This window comes from Parafrankia colletiae, from assembly GCF_001854655.1.
Classification (GTDB): Bacteria; Actinomycetota; Actinomycetes; order Frankiales; family Frankiaceae; genus Parafrankia; species Parafrankia colletiae.
This window is the reverse complement of record NZ_MBLM01000047.1, coordinates 144,975-166,609: the sequence shown is the minus strand read 5'-3', so window position 1 is coordinate 166,609 and position 21,635 is coordinate 144,975. Positions and strand designations below refer to the sequence as shown.

Sequence of the window (21,635 nt, the reverse complement as noted above, 5' to 3'; positions counted from 1 at the left end):
GCCGCGTAGCCCGAGCTGCGGCGGGTCGCGGTCGGCCAGGCGGTCATTGAGGGTAAGGCACGGACCTGGTCGCGAGTGGACGGTCATGGGGTCGGGTCCTGCTGGCGTTCACGATGTCCCGGGTTCCCCCGGTCCGTCCGTCGCTTCGGTCAATGTTTCCCCGCGCTGTTCACCGGGATCCTGCACGCCTGACCGTGGCTGTGGCCGGCGCGCCGGGCCGAACCGGGCCGGGTCGTCGTCACCGCCATGCCTGCCGCCGGCTGGGCGGTCGGATTCCCCGTCACGTGCCAGCACTCCACCGGCGTGGCCTGGCCACGCCGGCCCGGGCCGAGAGGAAACAGGTCCTCGAAATGCCCCGGTGACCGTCCGGTGCATCATCGGGATGCACCTCGGGGTCTCAGCATCGCGGTATCGCGAAGGGCGGCGGCGTGGCGGACGAAACGGACCGGACCGGTGCCCGCGACGGAGGCGGTCCCAGCCGTGGTGGGGCCGGGAACCGTGAGGCCGTAGGCGGGGGTCGGCAGCTCGATGTCGGCGTCCAGCCGGCTGTCACCCATGTCACCTGGTGGTTGACGCCGCAGGGGGATGGGCTCCGGCAGGCCGTGACGGAGGACTCCACACCCGGCCCCGCCGGCGGGATCCGGCGCGTCGGGTGCAGCTCCGGCGACGGTGCTGCGGAGAGAACCTGGTGGGCCTGGCCGATCCACCCCGACCGCCCCTACGACGGTGCTGCCGCCGGGCGGCTCCTGCTGGCGGTGCCCGGCACCGTCGCCGCCTTGTTCCACTCCGGGCAGCTGATCCACGTCCACCCCCGCCGCCCCCGGCCCGGCACGCGACCTGCACCGGCCGGTGTTCTGGACGGCGTGGCGGAGACCCCCGACTGGCTGCCGGACGCCGTGCGGGCGTACCACCGCTCACGGGCGGCCGGGCCGATCATCGAGGCCCGGCACCGATGGCAGAGCACGGTGGGAGCCTGTTCGGTCACCGCCGACGGCCGCGAACTGTGGTGCACGGGCAGCGGCTACCGGGACGAGATGCTGGCCGGTTTCGACGTCGTCGAGCAGACCGCGGAACGGGTCGCGGTCCGGGCCTGGCTCGCCTTTGGCCCGGACGGGCCGACGTCCTTCGGTACGGGGCCGGTGCGGACGTCACCCGACGGGCGCCGTCTCCGCCTCATGTACCGCCAGGCCGCCGCCCGCCGGTGGAGCACCGTCGTGCACCTCGACCAGCCGCTCGGCGGACGTCCGGTCGTCGACGTCGGCATCCTCGAACCGGACGGCGCCGGACGGGCCCGCCGGGCCTGGCTCGCCGAGCGGGAACGAGCGCGCGACGACGGGCGCCAGGAATGACCGGTGTTGGTGAAGTCGAAGGGTCGTTTGCGTTTCATCAAAGATTCACCGGCTGCTGACCGGGTCGCGGTCAGCAGGTCAGGAACCCCTCTTTCAATGGGCCGGCCCGCCGGAGCACCTCCAGTGGGACTTGGGCGGAAGCACCGCGGGGCCCCGGGTCATGACGGACGCAAAAGGACTGCGGCACAGGTGGAACGAAAGCAGACGAGGGTTCGGTCCTGGGGGAGACGGATCGCCGCGGTGATCGCGGCTGTCGCCTCCACCTCCACCTCCGCCGTGAGCGGTGTCGTGGTCGTCGGCGGGGCATCGCCGGCGACCGCGGCCGACGCCGTGGGCGAGCAGGTCGTGCTCCAGGAGGACTTCTCCGGCGGCACCATCCCGGCCGGCTGGAACGTGGTCAACGGGAACTGGCGGGTTCAGGACGGCCGGCTGCTCGGCACCGGGGGCAGCATCGTCCGGATCACGTTCGGTCAACACCTGGAGAACTACCGGTTCGACGCCACGGTGCGCTTCGTAGCGGTGGACAACACCAGCCGCTGGCAGGCACTCGCGCTCGACATCCCCGCCAACGGCTCCGTGCCGTGGCAGCAGGCGGCGATGCGCAGCGCCACGACCGCGGCCAACGGGCTGGAGTTCGCCCAGCGCACCGCGGCCAACGGGTGGTACGTGCCGAGCACGCACGCCGCGCCCACCGCCGCGGGCACCGGCACCGGCACCGACGTCCGCGTCTCGGTCGTCGTGCAGGGCACCCACGGCGAGTGGTGGTACAACGGCGTCAAGGTCTTCGAGACCGWCGGCCTGCTGCGCAGCGCGAACGGCGTGCAGGGCTTCGTCGTCGACGGGGCGACCGTCTCCTACGACAACGTCCGGATCACCGAGATCGACCCGCTGCCGCCGGCCCCCTGCATCCCGAGCGGCGCCACCGGGCCGGGGCAGACCGGGGCCGTCGTCGCGCACCGGGGTGACTCGGCCGCGTACCCGGAGAACACGATGCCGGCGTTGCAGTCCGCGTTCGCGAAGGGTGCGGACTACGTCGAGGTCGACATCGACTGGTCGGCGGACGGCGTGCCCTTCCTCATGCACGACGACACCGTCGACCGCACCACCGACGGCACCGGGAGCAACCACAGCCTGACGATCGCCCAGATCAGGCAGCTCGACGCAGGATCGTGGAAGGGTGCCCAGTTCGCCGGTACCCCCGTGCCGACCCTGGAGGAGCTGCTGGCCTGGATGAAGGACAGCGGCGCGAAGCTGCTCCTGGAGTACAAGGGCACCTGGTCGGAGGAGTACACGCGGACCACGCGTGACCTCATCGAGCGGTACGGGGTGCGCGACCAGGTCATCGCACAGAGCTTCAGCACGACCACCGTCGACCGGCTGCACGAGGTGTACCCGGAGCTGCCGACGATGATCCTCGGCGACTTCCCCGCGGACCCGGTGGCCTTCACCCGGGCCCACCACGCGATCGGCCTGAACCCCGACGCCTGGCCGAGCGCGGCGGCGCTGCACGCGATGCGGGCCGCCGGACTGAGGACGTTCGTCTGGACGGAGAACTCCGCCACCGCCTGGGCGGGCCTGACGGCGCTCGGCGTCGACGGGATCATCACCGACCTGCCCGGCGAGCTCGTGGCCTGGCAGGACACCTACAACGCCACGAACAACCCCGAGATCGACTGGTGCGACGAGGCGCAGGCCGCACCCACCCGGGGTGTGCTCAGCTCCGACGAGGGCTGGGACACCGGCCTGAGCGACGGCGTCTTCAACGTCACGATGGACCTGTGGTGGGGCGAGAACGCCACGTCCTTCGAGCTGTACCGGGACGGCCGGCGCATCGCCACGGTCCCGCTGACCTGGGCCACCCCGGGCGCGCAGAAGGCGGTCGTGCCGGTCGGCGGCCTGGCCAACGGCACCTACGCCTTCACCGGCGTGCTGCGGAACTCCGCCGGGCACACCGACACCGCCCCGCTCACCGTCACCGTGCGCGACGCCGCCCCGGCGAAGCCCGTGCTCTCCCAGGACAACTGGGACGGCGACGGCTCCTACCGCATCACGGTCAACCTGTGGTGGGGCGTCAACGTCACCGGCTACCGGTTCTTCGAGAACGGCACCCGGGTCGCCGAGGGCACACTGACCGCGGCGAGCCCCGCCGCCCAGAACACCACGCTGGACGTCACCGGCAGGGCCGCCGGCACGTACCGGTACACGGTCGAGTTCACCAACGCGGTGGGCACCACCACGAGCGATGAGATCACGGTCGAGGTCCGATAAGGGACTGCCAGCCCTCCGCGCTTCCCGCTCTCGCCACCGTCAGCGCCGCTGGTGCGGACATGGTGCGGACGGACTGCACACCGTAGACGATCACGTCGGTGACCTGACTGGTCAGGTGACGGTCACCGGATGCAGGACGACTGCGCCGAACAGGTAGCCCTGGGTGTTCAACGCGACGTTGGTCGGCTGGGTCGCGCCTGTCTCGTCGGTGGCCCGGGCGGCCAGAACCGCGGGCCCGAGGGTGGGGCGGTGCCAGTCGTACTCCCAGCGGACCCACTGGTCCGGAGCCGGCCGGTCGAGCAGGCGGGCCGGCCGCCAGGTCGCGGTGGCGTCGGTGCTGACCTCGACCTTCGTGACCCGCCCTCGCCCCGACCACGACCGGCCGGTCAGGTGGACCCGGCGGGAGGTGCCGCCGCGGAGGGTGGCGTTCCACGCCAGCTCGAACGCGCTCTTGGTCACCTGGGTGGTCAGCGGCGGGCTCGCGCCGCCCGGCCAGGCGTCGCCGAACAGCCGGTAGAACTGGGTGTTCCACGGGGACAGCAGCGGTCGCGTGGAGACCTCGATGTCTCCGACCCATTTGATCGACGCGATACCGACCCAGGACGGCACGATCAGCCGAACCGGATAGCCGTGGTCAGGCGGCAGCGGAGCGCCGTTCATCTCGTATGCCAACAGCACGTCGTCGAGCGCCTTGGCCACCGGCAGCGGCCGCCGCACCCGGCCGAGGTTCACCCCGTCGGCCACGTACTCGTCATCGAGGCCCTGGGGCATCACGTCGACGGCGGCGTCTGTGATCCCGGCTCGGCGCAGGACCGTCGACAGCGGGACGCCCCGCCACCGGGCCTGGCCGACTGCGCCCAACCGCCAAGCCGTCCCGGTGACCGCCTGACCCTGCTGGGTCGCGTAGAAGCTGCGCCCGTTACCGGCACACTCGACGACGGCGTCCACGGTCCGGGCCGGCATACGACGCAGGTCGTGGTAGTCGAATGTGACAGCCTCGGTGACGGACGGCGCGCCGCGCAGCCCGTCACCGAACACCCGCAGCTGCCAACTAGCCGCGTCCAGGTTCGGAGTCGCGGTGTGATTACGCACGAAAAAATGACTGGCCGGTTCGTTCCGCCCCAGCCCGGCCAACGCCTGGAAGTTCGTCTCCGCGTTCGTGCCGCGGACCGTAAACACTTCCGGCGGCAGCGGCTTGACGATCGTAGGGATGCCGGGCGTGCCGGCTCGGGCCGGCCCCGCCGATGCCGCGACCGTGGCCACCGGCCCGGTCGCTAGGGCCAGCAACCGCAGCAGGGAACGGCGGGACAGACCGTGGGCGCGGGCCTGCCCCCGCACGAACTGTTGCAACCGCTCCTGGTCGTAGGCGATCTCGTCGCCGATGGGCTCGATCACGCTGAATCAGGCTAGCCCGCACCATCGAACCCGTCAGCCGGATCGGGTCTTTTTCAGCAAGACGATCGGGAAGCTAGCAAAGCGGGCCCAGTCGAAGGCGTCGGGAAGTCCTCGGCCGGCTGCGGAACGTGTGTTTGAGTCGCTGGATGATGTTGCCGCCTCGGTGCTCACTGGCCTCATCCCTGGTCAAGAGTCGCGGGGAGACCGGGTGGATGCTGATTTCAGGAGGGGCTCGCGGCTTCTGTAGTAGCTGCCAGTGCCTCTCCCTCTGCCTCGTGCGAGTCCGGCCAGTGGACGGCCAGCCGCCGAAGCTGCCCCGGTTTCGTTCACAGGTAGGGCTTTTCTTTCACGGCGACGACCGTGCCTTTGTCGCGTGCCCGTACACGCCCGCGTGCGCGGGCGCTCCTGCTCACCGCCACGCTGGTTGGTGCCGCCCTCGCCGGGCACCAGCTCGACCGGTGCCGGCGCACCCACCAGCTCCGGCACCGAGGTCGTGATCGACTGGTACGACGTCACCGCGCGGACGGTCTCCGCCGCGGCCCTGCCAACCGCCACGCTGGACGTCGACGCCCGGGTGTGGGAAGGCGTCCACTTCCGCCACACTGACGAGGTGGGCGCCGCGCTCGGCCAAACCGTCGCCGACCACGACCTGCGCCGGATCGGTCTCCGTTAGTCAGGGCACAGCCACCGCCGGCCGGCGGCGAGGGAGGGTGGAGCTCGGTCGCGGCCAGCATCCGGGGCCGGTCCCGGGCGGCGAACCTGAGTATTCGCGCTCAGGTCGTCCCGGAGGCTGACCGGAAGACTGGCTCGTATGCGTACCTCGCCGCCGAAGCGGACGCCGACATCCGCCCCCGCGCGGGCCCTGCACCGCGGGGCCGCCGCCGTTCTGATCGCGGCTGTGCCGGTCGCGGTCGCGGGACTGCTGGGGCAGGACTACGAACAGGACAGCCACCAGTCGGAACTCAGCTACGTGGTCCGGCCGCCAGACATCCTCGCCGGGTGGATGACGACCATCGGTATTGTCGCTCTGCTCTTGGCGACAGCCGCAGCGTCGCTCCTGCTACACCGGGGCCGTAGCGGCGACGCCGACCGGCGCCAGTGGCAGGTGCTGTGGCCGCTCGTGGGAGTCGGAGTGATCCTCGGCCTCGGTTACCACATCGCGACCGCCGGAGTCATCGGCGCCAACATCGGGTTCGGATTCGTCCTTCTTTTCGGCGTGCCGCTGGCGATCGTGCTGCTGCTGGTCGCGGTGGCCCGGGCGTGGGCGCTACGCGCCGAAGACAGGGGACACGCCTCCCGACCCTCGTGACGGTGCCGGGCTTCCCCGCCTGCCGACGACCGAAGGAGACTGCACGCGGCTGTCCGACTCGGCGGCTGGAAGGCCCTGTCCCATCCGTCCATTGGCCGATTGTGCTGGTCGTTTCGGAACCGGGACTCGCAGGCCTCCCAGCCAAGGTTATGACCGCACGGTGCGCCGTACGCGCCATGCACGGCCAGGTCCGGACGACCATGCGCGTCGGAGTGTCCTCGGATGTCCGTTGACTTTCATCGGGATATGGACAGAAGTGTCATCGGCTCCCGGCGGGCGTCTAGGATGCGGCGTCGACCGCGTACCTCGGGGGTGCTCGATGGCTGTTCGTCGGATCAGGAATTTCTTTGTAGTGCTCACCGTCCTTGCCGCGGCGGTGACCGCGCTCGTAGTGCCGTCTCCGGCGCACGCCGAAGGAGTGAATCCGACCGCCCTTCACAGCGCGGCGGGAAATGAGAAGTGCGTCGGGCTGGCCGATCGGGGCAGCACCGTTGTCGGCACGCGCCTCGTGCTCTGGGACTGCCACTACCACCCCGACCAGTTGTGGCATGGCGTTCCTGGTCTCGGCCTGGTGGTCAGCGTGGCCCTGGACAGCAGATGCGTGGGCCTGGACGGTGGCGGCAGCACGGTCAACGGAACGCGGCTGGTCCTGGCGACCTGCGACAACGGTCGTAGCGATCAGAAATGGGAGTTCTATGGCCTCGGCGACGGGACCTACCTGTTGCGGAACTCGCCGACCCGCAGGTGCGTGGGTCTGGCTGACCGCGGCAGTACCGCGAACGGCACCGAGTTGGTCCTGTGGGACTGCCACCGGAATCCCGATCAGCGGTGGGCGTTCCCGGTCTCTCCGCAGGATTTCGGATTCCGGGCACCCGTGGTGGGACGAATCTGAACACAGCGCTGTACCTGGTCGGTAGGTCGGTTCCAGCGAGTTTGGCCCCACCCTGCATGTGACGTTGAGTCACGACTCTGGGGTGGGGTTTGTCCAGATAACGGCTCTGTCGCGGAGCCTGCCTCACCGAGCCGGAGCGGACGTCGAATACCAGGCGGCGACCGGTGCGCCGGCGTCGTAGCGGCTCCGCCAGGTGTCGACGAAGGCGGGGAGCGGCTGGTGCTCGAGTGGAGTCCACGCATGGTGCACGGATAGTGATCGTATGGCGACTCGCCGGAGTGGTGGTCCGTGACGTAGAGCGACCACCGCGTGATCCTTTTCGAGAACCGCCAAGAACTCGAGGAGGAGATACGCGATGGCCGTGCGTCCGACTGTGGCTGATGTCGAGGGGTTCGGCAAGGAGCTGATGGCAGCGAGTCCGGATCTGTTGGGCTCGATGGTGAAGGCGTTCGCGGAGGCGTTGATGGGCGCCGAGGTGGATGGGATCCGCAACGCGGAATACGGGGAGATTTCTCCCGAGCGGGTGAACCGGCGGAACGGGTATCGGACGCGGGAGTGGGAAACCCGCGCCGGGACACCCGAAGCTCTCACTGCATAACCTTCAACCAGGATCACGCGCCATCACTCTCCGTACACCACCATCGTGGACGCGACCGTCGCCGTTCACGTGAGTCGGCACATGGCCCTGACCAGTTCATGTCCGTGGCATCCTTCGTGGACGTCCTCGGTTCGGGGGAGATCGTGTCTGACACGTCCCGCGCACGGCTGTTCGGGCACCTTGACGAGCTGACAGCCACCTCGCGACTGGTGGTGGACCGCCCGGCCGGCAGCAGGCATCCGCGGGTGCCGGAGGCCGTGTACCCCGTTGACTACGGCTACCTGGAGGGCACCGTGGCCGCGGATGGTGACGGCGTGGACGTCTTCCGCGGCAGTGCCGTCGGCGCTGGCGTGGTGGGATTCCTCGTGACGGTGGATCCGGGCAAGCGCGACGTGGAGGTCAAGATTTTGATCGACTGCACCGCCGGCGAGATCGAGCGTGTGCAGCGACTGCTTGACGACGTCCTGGAGATCGGGGGCCTGCTCGTGCGGCGGAACCTGGAGACCGTCRCTGGCTCGGACGGCCTGACGGCTGGTGAGAAACCGGGTGCGCAGACGAGGCAGCAGCGGGGACGATGAGACGCCTGGTGCATGACGGGATGCCTTGAGGAGGATCGCAGAGCCGTGCCCGGTCGCGATCTTTCCCGACGGTTCTACGAGCGGGCGGTTCGTCCGCTGGTCGCGGACGTGCCCCACGCTGCCGCGTTGCTCGGTGAGGGGTCCGAGGTCCTCGGCTTCGACGACGAGGTCTCCGCGGACCACGATTTCGGCCCCCGCGTGCAACTGTTCGTCCCGCCAGGTCTCGACACCACGCCGATCGACATCGCCCTGGAGAGGCTGCCAGCGCGGTTCGACGGTTTCCCGGTTGTCTATCCCGACAGCGACCGACACGATGGCCGGCCACACCACCAGGTGGAAGTAGCCACTGCACAGGCGTTCTTCGTAGGCCGGCTCGGCGTCGACCCCGCCTGCGGGATGGACCTGGCGGACTGGCTGCTGGCCCCGACGCAGATCCTGGCCAGTCTCACGGGCGGCGTGGTTCTGCACGACCCGCTCGCTCTGCTCACCGCGCGGCGCCGGGCGCTGGCCTGGTACCCAGACGACGTCTGGCGGTATGTCCTGGCAGCCGGCTGGCTGCGGGTAAGCCAGGAAGAACCGTTCATCGGCCGCACCGGTGGCCGCGGCGACGACCTCGGCTCGCGCATGCTCGTCGCCCGTGTGGCCCGCGACCTCGTCCGGATCGGCTTCCTCCTCGAGCGCCGTTGGGCCCCGTACAGCAAGTGGCTGATGACCGCGTTCGCGCAGTTGACCCTCGCGGACCAGGTCGGTCGGCACCTGCGCCACGCGCTCGGCGCGGCGCAGTGGCGGGACCGCGAAGCAGCGTTGTGCGCCATGGCCAGTCACCTCGCCGCCGCCACGAACCGGCTTGGTCTGACCGAGCCTGTCGATCCTGCGCCGCGCCGCTTTCATTCCCGAGACATCCAGGTACTCGGCGCGCAGCGCCTCACCCGTGCGCTGACTGATGCGATCAACGATCCGCGGCTGCGAGCCCTCCTCGCCCGGCTCGGACACCGCCCCGAGGGCCCGCTCGGCCATCTCCCCGGCGCGATCGACCAGGCCATCGACAGCGTCGAGATTCTCACCCGACCGAGCCGCCGCCGCGACTATGCCCCCGTGCTTGGACTCCGGGCGTGAATCTCGCGGCAAGCTGTCCGCGGAGTGGATCGAGCAACTCGTCGGCGCTGGCGACTGGGACGCATGACCAGATGCACCTCGTACGTCGGACTGCTTCGCGACGCTTCGGGTCGCGGCGGGACGGTGGTTCGCGCGCGGCACGCAGGACGCCGGCGGCCGTCGCGGGTGAGGCGGTGCCTGAGCCGTGCGGTCGTGGCTGTCTGGAGGCGATGATGGTCATGTGGCCGTCGACCTTCGTGACAGCCGGATCGCTGAGGTGTGCCGGCGCTACGGCATCGCCGAGTTGTCCGTCTTCGGCTCGGTGGCCCGCGGCGACGACACCGACGAGTCGGACGTCGACCTGCTGTACGTGCTGGCGCCCGATCTCGAAGCTTGGCTTCGAGATCGTCGATCTCCGAGATGATCTCAAAAAGATCGTCGGTCGTCACGTCGACCTGGTTCCCAGGTCTCGGCTGAAATGGGTCATCCGCGACCGAGTGCTCGCGGAGGCAAAGGTCCTCTATGCGGCGTGATGAGCTCTACCTCGTCGACATGATCGAAACCGCGGTCGCCGCGACGGCGTTCGTCCGGGGCGTCGACGAGACCGCGTTCCTGGCGAGCGACCTGACTCAGAGCGCCGTTCTGTAGAAGCTCCTGAGAAGCTCCTGGTGATCGGCGAGGCGGCCGGGCGAGTCTCGTCCGAGATCCGCGCGCGCTGGCCCGACGTGCCGTGGCGGTCCGTCACAGGCTTCCGCAACATCGCCGTTCACACATACTTCGAGGTCGACTGGTCAATCGTGTGGCGAATCGCCACGACCGCGCTGCGCGAGATCCAGGAGCAACTGACAATGCTCCTCAAGGCAGAGTTCCCGCTCGTCGCCAGCCAACTCGACCAGCCGCACTGACCACGGGCACATCGCCCTGGGTGCGGACGTACTGGCCGTCACCCCCTCCTCGGCGTGACCGCGGCCCGAGCACAAGCACATTCCGAGGCGGAACAGGAACGTCGACGCGACCACGATGTCCAACGGGTGTAGCCGACGGCGTTGCGGCCGCGCAGCACGATGTTGGTCGGTCCGGGTCGGCGTCCGGGCTGCGGCGGTCGGCGGTGGTCTACGTGCTGACCTCGGGGTGTGCCTGGCGRCATCTACCGACCGAGTTCGGGGTGTCGGTGCCCACGGCGCACCGTCGGTTCCAGGTATGGACCCGGGCGGGTGTCTGGCCTCGGATGCATCGGAAGATCTTTGATCTGCACGCCGTGGCCGGGTAGGTCGACTGGTCGTCGGTGATCGTGGACGCGGCCAGCCTCGGGGCGGAAAAGGGGCAGCCTGACTGGTCCGAACCCGATCGATCGCGGCAAACCGGGCTCGACAATCCATGTTCCGACCGACGGGCCGGGCTGTCGCTGGAAGCCGAGAGATCCCTCGCCCGGCTCGGTGGCTATTGCCATCTAACTCTGCGTTACGAACACAACGGCTGCAACACCCTTGGGTTCCCTGTCTCGACGCCGTGATCACCTGTTGGAAGAACTCCCGCACGCGACGTGAGGAACGCTCTTAGGTTGACCTACCTTGGTCGGCCGGCTATATTCCGTATATTCGTCTGGTTGTTCGTATATGCGGAGGCGATCCATGGCGACCCCCCCTTTACGCTTACGCTCGCGTTCTGCGCGAAGCGGCGTGCTAGCTGCCGCGCTGGCGCTCGTCCTTGTCGTTACGGGACACATCGCCGCGACGCCGGCGGTGGCGGCCGAGGACGTCCCGGTCACCACGACCAGCGGACTGCTCCCCGACGGCATGGACTGGCGGATCACCATGCCGGACCGCGGGTGGAACGGCACGCTGCTTCTGGACCTGGACTTCGTCACCGGTGGAGTCGGCAGCAGCTACACCACGCTATACAACCGCGGCTACGCCGCGGCTGGTGTTCGGCGGATCCCTTACGAGCTCGGCGGCCGCGATTCGCGGGTATCGGCAGCGCAGCTCATCCAGGTCATTGACGTCTTCACGGCACGCTACGGCAAGCCGCGGTACGTCATCGCCAATGGCGGATCGAGCGGCGGCGTGGTTGCGGGGTACACCTTGGAGCGCTATCCCGACCGGATCGACGGCGCTGTGGCTAACTGCACCGTGCCTGGATACATCCCGTACCTCATGCCCAGGCTGAGTTCCCTGTTCGCGGCGAAGACCTTCTTCGGCATCAACCTGCCGATCATTCAGCATCCCGGGACGAACTTCCAGGCTGACGCCAACAGCTGGCGAGCCGCCATCGATGCGGCGCAGGCCACCCCCGAAGGCAGGGCGCGCATCGCACTGGCGCTGACCCTGGGCCAGATGAACACCTGGACCAGCGCCGCCCTGCCCTCGCCGGACATCACCAACCTCGACCAGGTGCAGGCGTACATGTACGACACGCTGCGCAACCTGTACTCCTTCGACGTGAATACACGCCGCAACCAGGAGCAGCAGGTCGGTGGGCAACCCTTCAGCTGGACCACCGGATTCGACTACAGGAAGATCTTCTACCAGCAGACCCTTCCCGAACAGCAGGCGGCGGTGCGCAAGTTCTACCAGCAGGCCGGGCTGAACCTGGATGCCGACCTGGGGACGATCAACAACGCCCCCCGGATCGAGGCAGATCCGGCCGCCGTCGAGGAGATCAACCTCCACGGTGACTACACGACGAAGCCGAAGAGGCCCTTCCTGATGAACAACCTGATCGGTGACCCGCTGGTGCAGCCGGTTGCGAACTTCGGGTATGTCCAGGAAGCAACGAAGCACGGTAAGGGAAACCTTGTAAGGCTGATCCACGTCAACGGTGCCGGCCACTGYGCATTCCGGGCGAACGAGTCCGTGGCGGCCATCGAAATCATGAACGAGCGCGTGCGTACCGGCGTCTGRCCGAGCACGGCGCCCGCCGACCTGAACCGTCGCGCCACCCACATCAACCCGGATCTCGTGCCGCGCTTCACCGAATACCGGAACCCTGAGTTCGCAGGCGGATTCTGGGCGAACGACAAGTACAAGGTGAATGGGAAGTAATCGCCAGAGAAGCTCCAGGCCCTCTCTGCCAAGGTGATGTGGGGCTGTTTCTGAGCCTGGAACTTTGACCCTGAGGATGCTTCAGGAGATCATCTCCGGATGAGTACGACAGCCCGGTAGGCGCCGGATCCGGAGGCTCCCGCCAGGCCCCAATGTCGCTTCCGCTAGTTGGATCAAGCTGTGACCTGGGGTTCAGGGGGTTGGCGAGTCTGGTCGTGGCTGGAGTGTTGTGGCGGACGCCGCGCTGGCCGGGTTTCTTGACGGGGTACTCCCTGTGGCCAGCGCGGCGGACGGCCCGGGGGTGGGTCCGTTCGCGGAGGGTGTCGGGTCTGGTGGGCACCGTCCCGCTCGTGATGCCGGCTGTCCTCGTCGCCCAGAGCCTGCGCACCCGGCACCGGCCGACAACGGTGGGTCGACTGGAGCAGATGCTCCTCGAACGCGGGCAGGAGCTCACCGCCGAACACGAAGATAGTCAACAATGTTGACAGGCCTTCGCCTCGTTAAATGATCTTAGGTGAAACGGGCGGTCCAGGTCAGGAGGCGGGCGCGCCGGCTGGGTAGGAGGCGGGACGTAAGGTCCGGTGCCGGTCCCGGGAGTTGGGCGGCGACCACACTGGACAGGTCCATGGCAGTGCCGAGAAGGACCTGGGGGCGCCCGATGACCGCGGCTCGCAGCACCACCGAGTCCGAGCTCTCCGCCGTGGCGGACGAGGCGGTGGCGCTTGTCCGCCGCTGGGTCGCCGAGGCCGCGGCCGAGTCGGTCGATCCCGCCGCCGCGCGGCTGGCGGGGGTGTTGCGGGAGCCGGGGGGCCTGGCGTTCACGGTCGGGTTCGTCGACGGGGTGATCCGGCCCGAGGACCGGCGGGTCGCGGCGCGGAACCTGGCCCGGCTGGCGCCGTCCACGCCCGGGTTTCTGCCCTGGTATCTGCGGACGGCGGTCCGTGCCGGTGGGGTGGCGGGGCCGGCGGCGCCGTGGCTGGTGATTCCGGTGGCGCGGCGGGCGCTGCGGGGCATGGTGGGCCATCTGGTCGTCGACGCCACCGAGCGGCGGCTGGGGCCGGCGATCGCGGCGGCACGGGGGCCGGGTGTGCGGCTGAACATGAACCTGCTGGGCGAGGCGGTGCTCGGCGAGCGGGAGGCGGCGCGGCGGCTGGCCGGCACGATGGCCCTCGTCGAGCGGGCGGACGTCGACCATGTGTCGATCAAGGTGTCGGCGAGTACGGCTCCGCATGCTCCCTGGGCTTTCGAGGAGACGGTCACCCAGGTGGTGGAGGCGCTGTGCCCGCTGTACGCGCGGGCGGCGGCGACCCGTCCGTCCACGTTCATCAACCTGGACATGGAGGAGTACCGGGATCTGGACCTGACGATCGCGGTCTTCACCGCGCTGCTCGATCGGCCGGAGCTGCGCCGGCTGGAGGCCGGGGTCGTCCTGCAGGCCTACCTGCCCGACGCGCTGGGGGCACTGGTCCGGCTGGGGGAGTGGAGTGCGACCCGGGTCACGGCTGGTGGCGCCCCGATAACGGTCCGCATCGTCAAGGGTGCGAACCTGCCGATGGAGCGGGTCGAGGCGTCGCTGCGCGGCTGGCCGGCGGCGCCGTACGGCTCCAAGGAGGAGACCGACGCCAACTACAAGCGGCTGCTGGAGCATGCGCTGCGGCCGGAGCGGGTGAACGCGGTCCGCGTCGGCGTCGCCGGGCACAACCTGTTCGATCTCGCGTTCGCCTGGGTGCTGGCCGGGCGGCGCGGGGTCCGGCACGGGCTGCGGTTCGAGATGCTGCGCGGGATGGCGCAGACGCAGGCCCGGGTGGTGGCGCGCGAGGTGGGCGGGCTGCTCCTGTACACCCCGGCCGTGCGGCCGGCGGAGTTCGACGTCGCCATCGCCTATCTGGTCCGGCGGCTGGAGGAGGGGGCCAGCCAGGAGAACTTCATGTCGGCGGTCTTCGACCTGGCCGACGACGGTCTGCTGTTCGCGCGGGAGGAACGGCGGTTCCGCGCCTCCCTGGCCCGGCTCGAGGCGGAGCTGGCCGCACCGCCGGCTGCGCGCCGTACGCAGAACCGGCAGCTCCAGTCCGTGGGGTCCGCCGCGGACACCCCGGGAGTGGGGTTCCGGAACGCGCCGGACACCGATCCGTCGCTGGCGGCGAACCGGGCGTGGGCGCGGCGCATCCTGCTGCGGGCGGGGACGTCCACTCTCGGCGCCGACCTGGTCGAGCGGGCCGCCGTGCGGACGCGGGCCGAGCTCGACGAGGTGCTCGCCGGTGCGGTGGCGGCCGGTCCTGGTTGGGCGGCGCTCGGTGGGGCGGGGCGCGCGCAGGTGCTGCTGCGGGCCGCCGACCAGCTGGAACGCTGCCGCGGTGAACTGGTCGAGGTGATGGTCGCCGAGGCGGGCAAGACGGTTGACCAGGCCGATCCGGAGGTGTCGGAGGCCGTCGACTTCGCCCGTTACTACGCGGCGCGCGCCGCGGAGCTGGACGACGTCGACGGGGCGGTGTTCAGGCCGGTGCGGCTCACCGTGGTGACGCCGCCGTGGAACTTCCCGGTGGCGATCCCCGCCGGTTCCACGCTGGCGGCGCTGGCCGCCGGTTCGTCGGTGATCCTCAAGCCGGCGGGTCCGGCTCGCCGGTGCGGCGCGGTGCTGGCACGGGCGCTGTGGGCCGCCGGGGTGCCCCGCGACGTCCTGCGGCTCATCGACGTCGACGAGGGGGAGCTCGGGAAGGCGCTGGTCAGCGACCCGCGGGTCGACCGGCTGCTGCTGACCGGGGCGTTCGAGACCGCCGAGCTGTTCCGCTCGTGGCGTCCCGACCTGGCGCTGCTGGCCGAGACCAGCGGCAAGAACGCGATCGTGGTCACCCCGAGCGCGGATGTCGACCTGGCCGTCCGGGACGTCGTCGCCTCCGCCTTCGGGCACGGCGGGCAGAAGTGCTCGGCCGCCTCGCTGCTCATCCTGGTCGGCTCGGCGGCACGGTCGCGCCGGCTGCGTGACCAGCTCGTCGACGCGGTGGGCTCGCTGGTCGTCGGGCCGGCGCATGAGTCGACGTCACAGGTCGGCCCGCTGATCGAGCCGGCGTCCGGGAAGCTGCTGGCCGCGCTGACGACGCTCGGGCCCGGCGAGCGCTGGCTGGTGCGGCCCCGCCGGCTGGACGCCGACGGCCGGCTGTGGTCGCCGGGGGTGCGCGACGGCGTGGCCCGCGGCTCGGAGTTCCACCGGACGGAGTACTTCGGCCCGGTGCTGGGGATCATGACGGCGGCGGATCTCGCCGAGGCCGTGGAGATCCAGAACGACGTGGATTTCGGGCTGACCGCGGGGCTGCACTCCCGCGACGCCGACGAGCTGGCCTACTGGCTGCGGCACGTCGAGGCCGGCAACCTGTACGTGAACCGGGGCATCACCGGGGCGATCGTCGGGCGTCAGCCCTTCGGCGGGTGGAAGCGCTCGGCGGTCGGGCCGGGCACCAAGGCCGGCGGCCCGACCTACCTGTACGCCCTCGGCGACTGGACCGGCCGGCCCAGCACCGCCGTCGCCGATCTCGGGGCCGCGGCCCGCCGGCTGCTCGGCGCGGCTCGGGAGGTCGCCGGGGCTCGGGAGGCCGCCGGGGCCCAGGAGGCCGCCGCGGCCCAGGAGGCCGCCGCGGCCGGTGGTGTTGCGGCGTCCGCGCTGGCGGGGCTGGAACGGGCGCTGCGCAGTGACGCCGTGGCCTGGGCGGATGCCTACGGCGTGGCGCGGGAGGTCGGCGGGCTGGCCGTGGAGCGCAACGTGCTGCGGTACCTCCCGGTGCCGGTCGAGGTCCGCCTCCCCGAGACCGGCGGGATCGTCGCGCTGGTGCGGGTGGTGGCCGCGGGGCTGCGCGCCGGGTCGGCGGTGCGTGTGTCGGTCGCCGGGCGTCTCCCGGAGCCGCTGCGGGTGGCGTTCACCGAACGGGGCGTGCCGTGGCGGGAGGAGACCGGCGCGGACTGGCTCGCGGGGGTCGCCCGGGCGGCGGCGCGGCGCGCGGAACTGCGGCTGCGCCTGGTCGGTGGGGACGCCGGTGCGGTGGCGGCGGTGACCCGCGGCCGGCCGGAGATCGTCGTCCACGCCGGCCCGGTGACGGAGAGCGGGCGCCTGGAACTGCTGCCGTTCCTGCGGGAACAGGCCGTCAGCCTGACGGCGCACCGTTTCGGCACGCCGGACGGCCTCGTCGACGGCCTGCTCTGAGGGCTGCTCTGATCCGTTCTGATCCGCGTATCCCGCCGCGGGCGGGGTCTGCCCCGGATGAAGGGAAGCCTGCCCGCCATGGCATTTGTCGCGACGTCAGCCGAAACTAGTTAGGCTTGCTTAATAACTTCCGCGTGTGCCGCCGGCCGGGTGCGGTGCCATGACGGCTGCCCTGTCCCGCCGGGGGCGGGCCCGGACCCGCCCCGGCGGTGAGCCGGCCTGCCAGCAGCGCAAACTGTGGCGCGGCGGGCCGGAGGGCGGCGACAGTGGATGGCCGGGGCGGGGTGGGGACGAGCTGTGCCACACGCGTCCATGTCCGCCGCCCGGGCACGGGACGGGCAGGGCATACCTTGATACGACACGAAGTAGTAGACGCGAAGCGGAGTATCGGTGACTGATTCGGTGATCATCTACACGCAGACCGACGAGGCGCCCGCCCTGGCGACGTACTCGTTCCTGCCGGTGGTGCAGGCGTATGCGTCGACGGCCGGGGTCGGCGTCGTGAGTCGGGACATCTCCCTGGCCGGGCGGATCATCGCCAGCTTCCCGGAGCACCTCGACCCGTCCCAGCGCATCGATGACGCGCTCGCCGAGCTCGGTGACCTGGCGAAGACGCCCGAGGCGAACATCATCAAGCTGCCGAACATCTCGGCGTCGATCCCGCAGCTGCGGGCGGCCGTCGTGGAGCTGCAGCAGCAGGGCTACGCCCTGCCGGACTACCCGGACGACCCGAAGACCGACGAGGAGCGGGAGATCCGCGCCCGGTACGACCGGATCAAGGGCAGTGCGGTCAACCCGGTGCTGCGCGAGGGCAACTCCGACCGCCGCGCCCCCGCCTCGGTCAAGGGCTACGCGCAGTCGCACCCGCACCGCATGGGCGCCTGGTCCGCCGACTCGAAGACGAACGTCACGACCATGGACGCCGACGACTTCCGCAGCACCGAGAAGTCCGCGGTGATCGCCGTCGACGGCACGCTGCGCATCGAGCTGGCCGGTGACGACGGCACCACCACCGTGCTGCGCGAGTCCGTGCCGGTGCTCGCCGGCGAGGTCGTCGACGCCTCCGTCATGCGGGTGGGCGCGCTGCGCGAGTTCCTCACCGCGCAGGTCGCCCGGGCGAAGGCCGAGGGCGTGCTGTTCTCGGTGCACCTGAAGGCCACGATGATGAAGGTCTCCGACCCGATCATCTTCGGCCACGTCGTACGCGCCTTCTTCCCCGAGACGTTCGCCCGCCACGGCGCCGTCCTCGCCGCCGCCGGCCTGACCCCGAACGAGGGCCTGGGTGGCATCTTCAAGGGCCTGGAGGCACTGCCCGAGGGGCCGGAGATCAAGGCCTCCTTCGAGGCCGAGCTGGCCGGCGGCCCGGCCCTGGCCATGGTCGACTCCGACCGCGGCATCACCAACCTGCACGTGCCCAGCGACGTCATCGTCGACGCGTCGATGCCGGCGATGATCCGCACCTCCGGTCATATGTGGGGCCCGGACGGCGCCGAGGGCGACACCCTCGCCGTCCTGCCGGACAGCAGCTACGCCGGGATCTACCAGGCCGTCATCGACGACTGCCGCGCGCACGGCGCCTACGACCCGTCCACCATGGGCTCGGTGCCCAACGTCGGCCTGATGGCGCAGAAGGCCGAGGAGTACGGCAGCCACGACAAGACCTTCGAGATCCAGACCACCGGCACCGTGCGGCTCGTCGACGCCGCGGGCACCGCCGTGCTGGAGCAGACGGTGAGCGCCGGCGACATCTTCCGCGCCTGCCAGACGAAGGACGCCCCGATCCGCGACTGGGTGAAGCTCGCCGTCACCCGCGCCCGSGCCACCGGTGACCCGGCGGTGTTCTGGCTGGACGAGACCCGCGCGCACGACGCCCAGCTCATCGCGAAGATCCGGGCCTACCTGCCCGAGCACGACACCGCCGGCCTGACCATCGAGATCAAGGCGCCGGTGGACGCGATCACCTTCTCGCTGGAGCGCATCCGCCGCGGCGAGGACACCATCTCGGTCACCGGCAACGTGCTGCGTGACTACCTGACCGACCTGTTCCCGATCCTGGAGCTGGGCACCAGTGCCAAGATGCTCTCGGTCGTGCCGCTGATGAACGGCGGTGGCCTGTTCGAGACCGGCGCCGGCGGCTCCGCGCCCAAGCACGTCCAGCAGCTGGTCAAGGAGAACTACCTGCGCTGGGACAGCCTCGGCGAGTTCCTGGCGCTGGCCGTCAGCTTCGAGCACCTCGCGCAGACCACCGGCAACGCCCGCGCGCAGATCCTGGCCGACACCCTCGACCGGGCGACCGCGACCTTCCTCAACGAGGACAAGTCGCCGACCCGCCGCGTCGGCGGGATCGACAACCGGGGCAGCCACTTCTACCTGTCGCTGTACTGGGCGCAGGAGCTGGCGGCGCAGACCGCCGACCCGGCGCTCGCGCAGGCCTTCAGCGCGCTGGCGGAGACGCTGAGCTCGCAGGAGAAGACCATCGTGGACGAGCTGCTCGCCGTGCAGGGCTCGCCCGCCGACATCGGCGGCTACTACCAGCCCGACCCGGTGAAGGCCACCACCGTGATGCGCCCGTCGAAGACCTTCAACGACGCCATCGCGACCCTGGCCTGACCGTCTGGGCGGGACATCCAGGGAAAGGGCCCCGGATCAGCGGGGGCCCTTTCCCTGCAGCCGCCGGCCGGTAGCCGGCAGCCGACGATCACGCGACGTCCCGCGGCCGCCGGCYGGTAGCCGGCGACCTGCGCGGCCGGGTGCCCTGCGGGCGGCGGCCAGTGCCCTGCGGGCGGCGGTCAGCGGTCGGCGGCCAGCGCGTCGGCGAGGGACTCGTGGCGGTGGTGCAGCCCCGGCTCGTTGCGGCCGAAGACGATGTCCGCCCGCGCGCCGGAGGCCATGCTCTCCTGCACCCGGGCGGCGAGAGCGTAGTCCTCGTCGCGCACGGCGTCGTGCGCGTAGTCGAAGATCGTCCGCGCCGTCTCGGCGGTCGCCTCGTCACTGCAGTCCATGGACGACGCGTTCTGGTGCACGGTGACCGAATGGCCGGGACGGTCACCCGGATACACCCGGAAGATCTCGCCGTTCGCGACGGTCACCGACAGCACGATGTTCGGGAACAACGCGTAGATGAGTACGAAGTTGTTCAGCGGCACCCACTCTTCCTCGGGCTGGTTCGCGAGGTCGCCGATGTGCTTCATCGGGAAGATCAACCGGTGGTGCGGTCCGTAGGAGTCGAACAGCGCACAGTTGCTCTTCGTGATCTGGGCGAAGGTGTCCTTGTGCACCGTGGCGAAGTGATAGCTCTCGGCGAAGGTGTCGAGGGCGAGCTTCCAGTTGACCGGTGCGTCCAGGACCTTCTCGCCGACCGGCGCCCAGTTCCCGATGCCCCAGGAGGCGAGCTCCGGGCCGAGCGGCCCCAGGTGGGTGTCGATGTCCAGCGGGCCGGCCTGCGGGTCCAGCCCCACCCACAGGAAGCCGGAGTGCTCGGCGGCGGGCAGCTCGGTGAGGCGGGCCCGGCCGTTCAGCGTCGCCGGGAAGCCCTCCCGGCCAGGACCGCCGACGAACTCGCCGCGCGCGTCATACGTCCAGGCATGCCACGGGCAGACGAAACGCTCCGCGGTGCCGCAGCCGGAGGCGACCTGGGCCTGCCGGTGGACGCAGATGTTCTGGAAGGCGCGAACGGTCCCGTCCTCACCGCGGGTCAGGAGCACGGGGACGTCCATGACCGTCTTTGTGCTGTAGCTCCCGGCGGTCGGCAGCTCGGAGCTGTAGCCGACCAGCTGGGGTGAGCGCCGGACGAGTTCGCGCTCTCTTTCGAACTGCTCCTGGCCGGTATAGGCCGTGGCCGGCACACCGCCCTCCGCCGGCGTCATGTCGGTGGTTTTGTCAGTAGCTATTTTCAGCGCCCGTCGCGTGAGATCGACGAGTTCGTGGCGGTCGATGTGAGCCCTCCTAATTCGATGCGTCGGCATCYCGCGCGCCCGGGGCGGCGGGATGGGATCAGATAGACCGAATTGTATGTGGCTACCACCAACGGGCATTAGCCGGGCTAAGTCACCATGGCGACACCGAAGGTCGGGCGCTCCACAGCGTCACGGACTTGTCTGACGGGAGTGGTGATCAAAGGTGTGGTAAGGGGGGCGGTGTGGGCTTCCCGGTGGTCTGCCAGAGGTGACTGTCCCGTTGTGTCGGGACCTGTGGCACGGTCCGTCGTCCCGCGGGGGTCAGTCCGCTCGCCGACAGCGGGCCGCGGTCGGTGTGGCGCTGGTCACGTGCACTGCGGGGGGCGGGCGCCGGCCGGCCCGGGCGCCCGGGCCGGCCGGCGCCCGGGCGGTGGGCAATGCCGGTCGCCGGCCGCGGGGGTGTCGCGGCCCTGCTGTCGGGGGGATTGGCGACAACGCGTGACGCGGGTCACGGAAACGCTTTTCGGTGATCGGCGTCACGATTTCCCGGTGTCGCGCAGGACTGCTTTCCAGCAATGTGTCCCACGGCATAGACGTGGCTTACATCTGGTGCGTCCCGCCCTCGCGAATGCGGCCGACGTCACGCTCAGGAACGGGATTGCTGCGCCTTTCTGGGTCATTATTGATGGTGACGGCAGAAATTCGGCCGTCCTGTGGACACGTCGCCAGGAGGCAGCCGTGAACCTTCACCTCTCCGACCGCTCCGGTCTGTACCGGAAGCTCGCCGCCCGCCGCGCCGTCCGCCGCGAGCGGTACCTGTTCAACGAGATCCTCCAGTCCGGAGACGTCTCGCCGACGCTGCGGCAGGAAATCCAGGCCATCTACACCCGGCACACCGCGCAGCTCCCGGCGTCGACGCCGGACATCCCGCGCCAGAAGCGCGGCACCGACGCGGACGCCGGTCACTCCGACCGTTCCCACCACACCGGCCGCGGCTGAGCGCTCCCGCCGCGGCCGAGCGC

General features: G+C 70.3%; 17 protein-coding genes and 2 pseudogenes. 17 read left to right on the top strand and 2 right to left on the bottom strand.

Going from position 1 to position 21,635, the window contains the following annotated elements:
• Nucleotides 1-428: 428 nt before the first annotated feature.
• Both CC117_RS07625 and CC117_RS07620 read left to right on the top strand, forming a co-directional pair.
• Entirely contained in the window at nucleotides 429-1,349 is a 921-nt protein-coding gene (locus tag CC117_RS07625; RefSeq protein ID WP_131803031.1) for a hypothetical protein, read from the top strand.
• 240 nt (nucleotides 1,350-1,589) lie between these two features.
• Complete coding sequence (locus tag CC117_RS07620) at nucleotides 1,590-3,617, top strand: glycerophosphodiester phosphodiesterase family protein (RefSeq protein WP_071083022.1); 2,028 nt, start codon at nucleotides 1,590-1,592, stop codon at nucleotides 3,615-3,617.
• A 111-nt stretch (nucleotides 3,618-3,728) separates the two neighbouring features.
• On the opposite strand, the gene CC117_RS07615 is transcribed toward CC117_RS07620, so the two are convergent.
• Nucleotides 3,729-5,009 carry a sulfite oxidase gene (locus tag CC117_RS07615; RefSeq protein ID WP_071083087.1) on the bottom strand — a complete coding sequence of 427 codons (1,281 nt, stop codon included), beginning with the start codon at nucleotides 5,007-5,009 and terminating at the stop codon, nucleotides 3,729-3,731.
• A gap of 430 nt (nucleotides 5,010-5,439) precedes the next feature.
• On the opposite strand from CC117_RS07615, the gene CC117_RS07610 reads away from it, so the two are divergent.
• The 14 genes and pseudogenes from CC117_RS07610 (at nucleotide 5,440) to CC117_RS07560 (ending at nucleotide 19,327) form a co-directional block, all read left to right on the top strand.
• Nucleotides 5,440-5,685, top strand: a complete 246-nt coding sequence (locus tag CC117_RS07610; RefSeq protein ID WP_071083021.1) for a hypothetical protein — start codon at nucleotides 5,440-5,442, stop codon at nucleotides 5,683-5,685.
• A gap of 138 nt (nucleotides 5,686-5,823) precedes the next feature.
• A complete protein-coding gene (locus CC117_RS07605; RefSeq protein ID WP_071083020.1) occupies nucleotides 5,824-6,321 on the top strand; it encodes a hypothetical protein in 498 nt (165 codons plus the stop codon).
• 319 nt (nucleotides 6,322-6,640) lie between these two features.
• Entirely contained in the window at nucleotides 6,641-7,213 is a 573-nt protein-coding gene (locus CC117_RS07600) for an RICIN domain-containing protein (RefSeq protein WP_084131702.1), read from the top strand.
• A 355-nt stretch (nucleotides 7,214-7,568) separates the two neighbouring features.
• Nucleotides 7,569-7,796, top strand: a pseudogene (locus tag CC117_RS07595) (transposase); the annotation flags it as partial.
• A gap of 113 nt (nucleotides 7,797-7,909) precedes the next feature.
• Nucleotides 7,910-8,389: an inorganic diphosphatase gene (locus CC117_RS07590; protein ID WP_241829916.1), complete on the top strand. Its 480-nt coding sequence runs from the start codon at nucleotides 7,910-7,912 to the stop codon at nucleotides 8,387-8,389.
• Nucleotides 8,390-8,434: 45 nt separating this feature from the next.
• Nucleotides 8,435-9,505, top strand: coding sequence for a DUF4037 domain-containing protein (locus CC117_RS07585; RefSeq protein ID WP_084131700.1), 1,071 nt, complete (start codon nucleotides 8,435-8,437; stop codon nucleotides 9,503-9,505).
• A 220-nt stretch (nucleotides 9,506-9,725) separates the two neighbouring features.
• Nucleotides 9,726-9,908, top strand: a complete 183-nt coding sequence (locus CC117_RS38770) for a nucleotidyltransferase family protein (protein ID WP_241829915.1) — start codon at nucleotides 9,726-9,728, stop codon at nucleotides 9,906-9,908.
• A 98-nt stretch (nucleotides 9,909-10,006) separates the two neighbouring features.
• On the top strand, nucleotides 10,007-10,132 hold the full coding sequence (locus tag CC117_RS39760) for a ribonuclease HepT family protein (protein WP_256385360.1): 126 nt from the start codon (nucleotides 10,007-10,009) through the stop codon (nucleotides 10,130-10,132).
• Between the two features lie 20 nt (nucleotides 10,133-10,152).
• Nucleotides 10,153-10,389 (top strand): HepT-like ribonuclease domain-containing protein, encoded by a 237-nt coding sequence (locus tag CC117_RS38765; RefSeq protein ID WP_241829914.1) that lies wholly within the window; start codon nucleotides 10,153-10,155, stop codon nucleotides 10,387-10,389.
• A 197-nt stretch (nucleotides 10,390-10,586) separates the two neighbouring features.
• A pseudogene (locus tag CC117_RS40400) lies at nucleotides 10,587-10,884 on the top strand (transposase); the annotation flags it as partial.
• A 279-nt stretch (nucleotides 10,885-11,163) separates the two neighbouring features.
• Nucleotides 11,164-12,525 carry a DUF6351 family protein gene (locus CC117_RS07570; RefSeq protein ID WP_131803030.1) on the top strand — a complete coding sequence of 454 codons (1,362 nt, stop codon included), beginning with the start codon at nucleotides 11,164-11,166 and terminating at the stop codon, nucleotides 12,523-12,525.
• Between the two features lie 332 nt (nucleotides 12,526-12,857).
• Entirely contained in the window at nucleotides 12,858-13,010 is a 153-nt protein-coding gene (locus CC117_RS37320) for a hypothetical protein (protein WP_157905369.1), read from the top strand.
• A 173-nt stretch (nucleotides 13,011-13,183) separates the two neighbouring features.
• On the top strand, nucleotides 13,184-16,717 hold the full coding sequence (locus CC117_RS07565) for a proline dehydrogenase family protein (RefSeq protein ID WP_071083015.1): 3,534 nt from the start codon (nucleotides 13,184-13,186) through the stop codon (nucleotides 16,715-16,717).
• Nucleotides 16,718-17,107: 390 nt separating this feature from the next.
• Nucleotides 17,108-19,327 (top strand): NADP-dependent isocitrate dehydrogenase, encoded by a 2,220-nt coding sequence (locus CC117_RS07560; protein ID WP_071083014.1) that lies wholly within the window; start codon nucleotides 17,108-17,110, stop codon nucleotides 19,325-19,327.
• 179 nt (nucleotides 19,328-19,506) lie between these two features.
• Here the strand turns inward: CC117_RS07560 and CC117_RS07555 are convergent, their stop codons facing one another.
• On the bottom strand, nucleotides 19,507-20,583 hold the full coding sequence (locus CC117_RS07555) for an aromatic ring-hydroxylating oxygenase subunit alpha (RefSeq protein WP_071083013.1): 1,077 nt from the start codon (nucleotides 20,581-20,583) through the stop codon (nucleotides 19,507-19,509).
• A 768-nt stretch (nucleotides 20,584-21,351) separates the two neighbouring features.
• Here CC117_RS07555 and CC117_RS07550 point away from each other — a divergent pair.
• Nucleotides 21,352-21,612, top strand: a complete 261-nt coding sequence (locus CC117_RS07550) for a hypothetical protein (protein ID WP_071083012.1) — start codon at nucleotides 21,352-21,354, stop codon at nucleotides 21,610-21,612.
• Nucleotides 21,613-21,635 lie beyond the last annotated feature (23 nt).

Bases quoted from the DNA above. Each gene is read 5' to 3' on its own strand.
- CC117_RS07605 (WP_071083020.1), top strand. From the start codon at position 5,824: ATGCGTACCTCGCCGCCGAAGCGGACGCCGACATCCGCCCCCGCGCGG.
- CC117_RS07600 (WP_084131702.1), top strand. From the start codon at position 6,641: ATGGCTGTTCGTCGGATCAGGAATTTCTTTGTAGTGCTCACCGTCCTT.
- CC117_RS39760 (WP_256385360.1), top strand. From the start codon at position 10,007: ATGCGGCGTGATGAGCTCTACCTCGTCGACATGATCGAAACCGCGGTC.
- CC117_RS07565 (WP_071083015.1), top strand. From the start codon at position 13,184: ATGACCGCGGCTCGCAGCACCACCGAGTCCGAGCTCTCCGCCGTGGCG.
- CC117_RS07555 (WP_071083013.1), bottom strand. From the start codon at position 20,583: ATGACGCCGGCGGAGGGCGGTGTGCCGGCCACGGCCTATACCGGCCAG.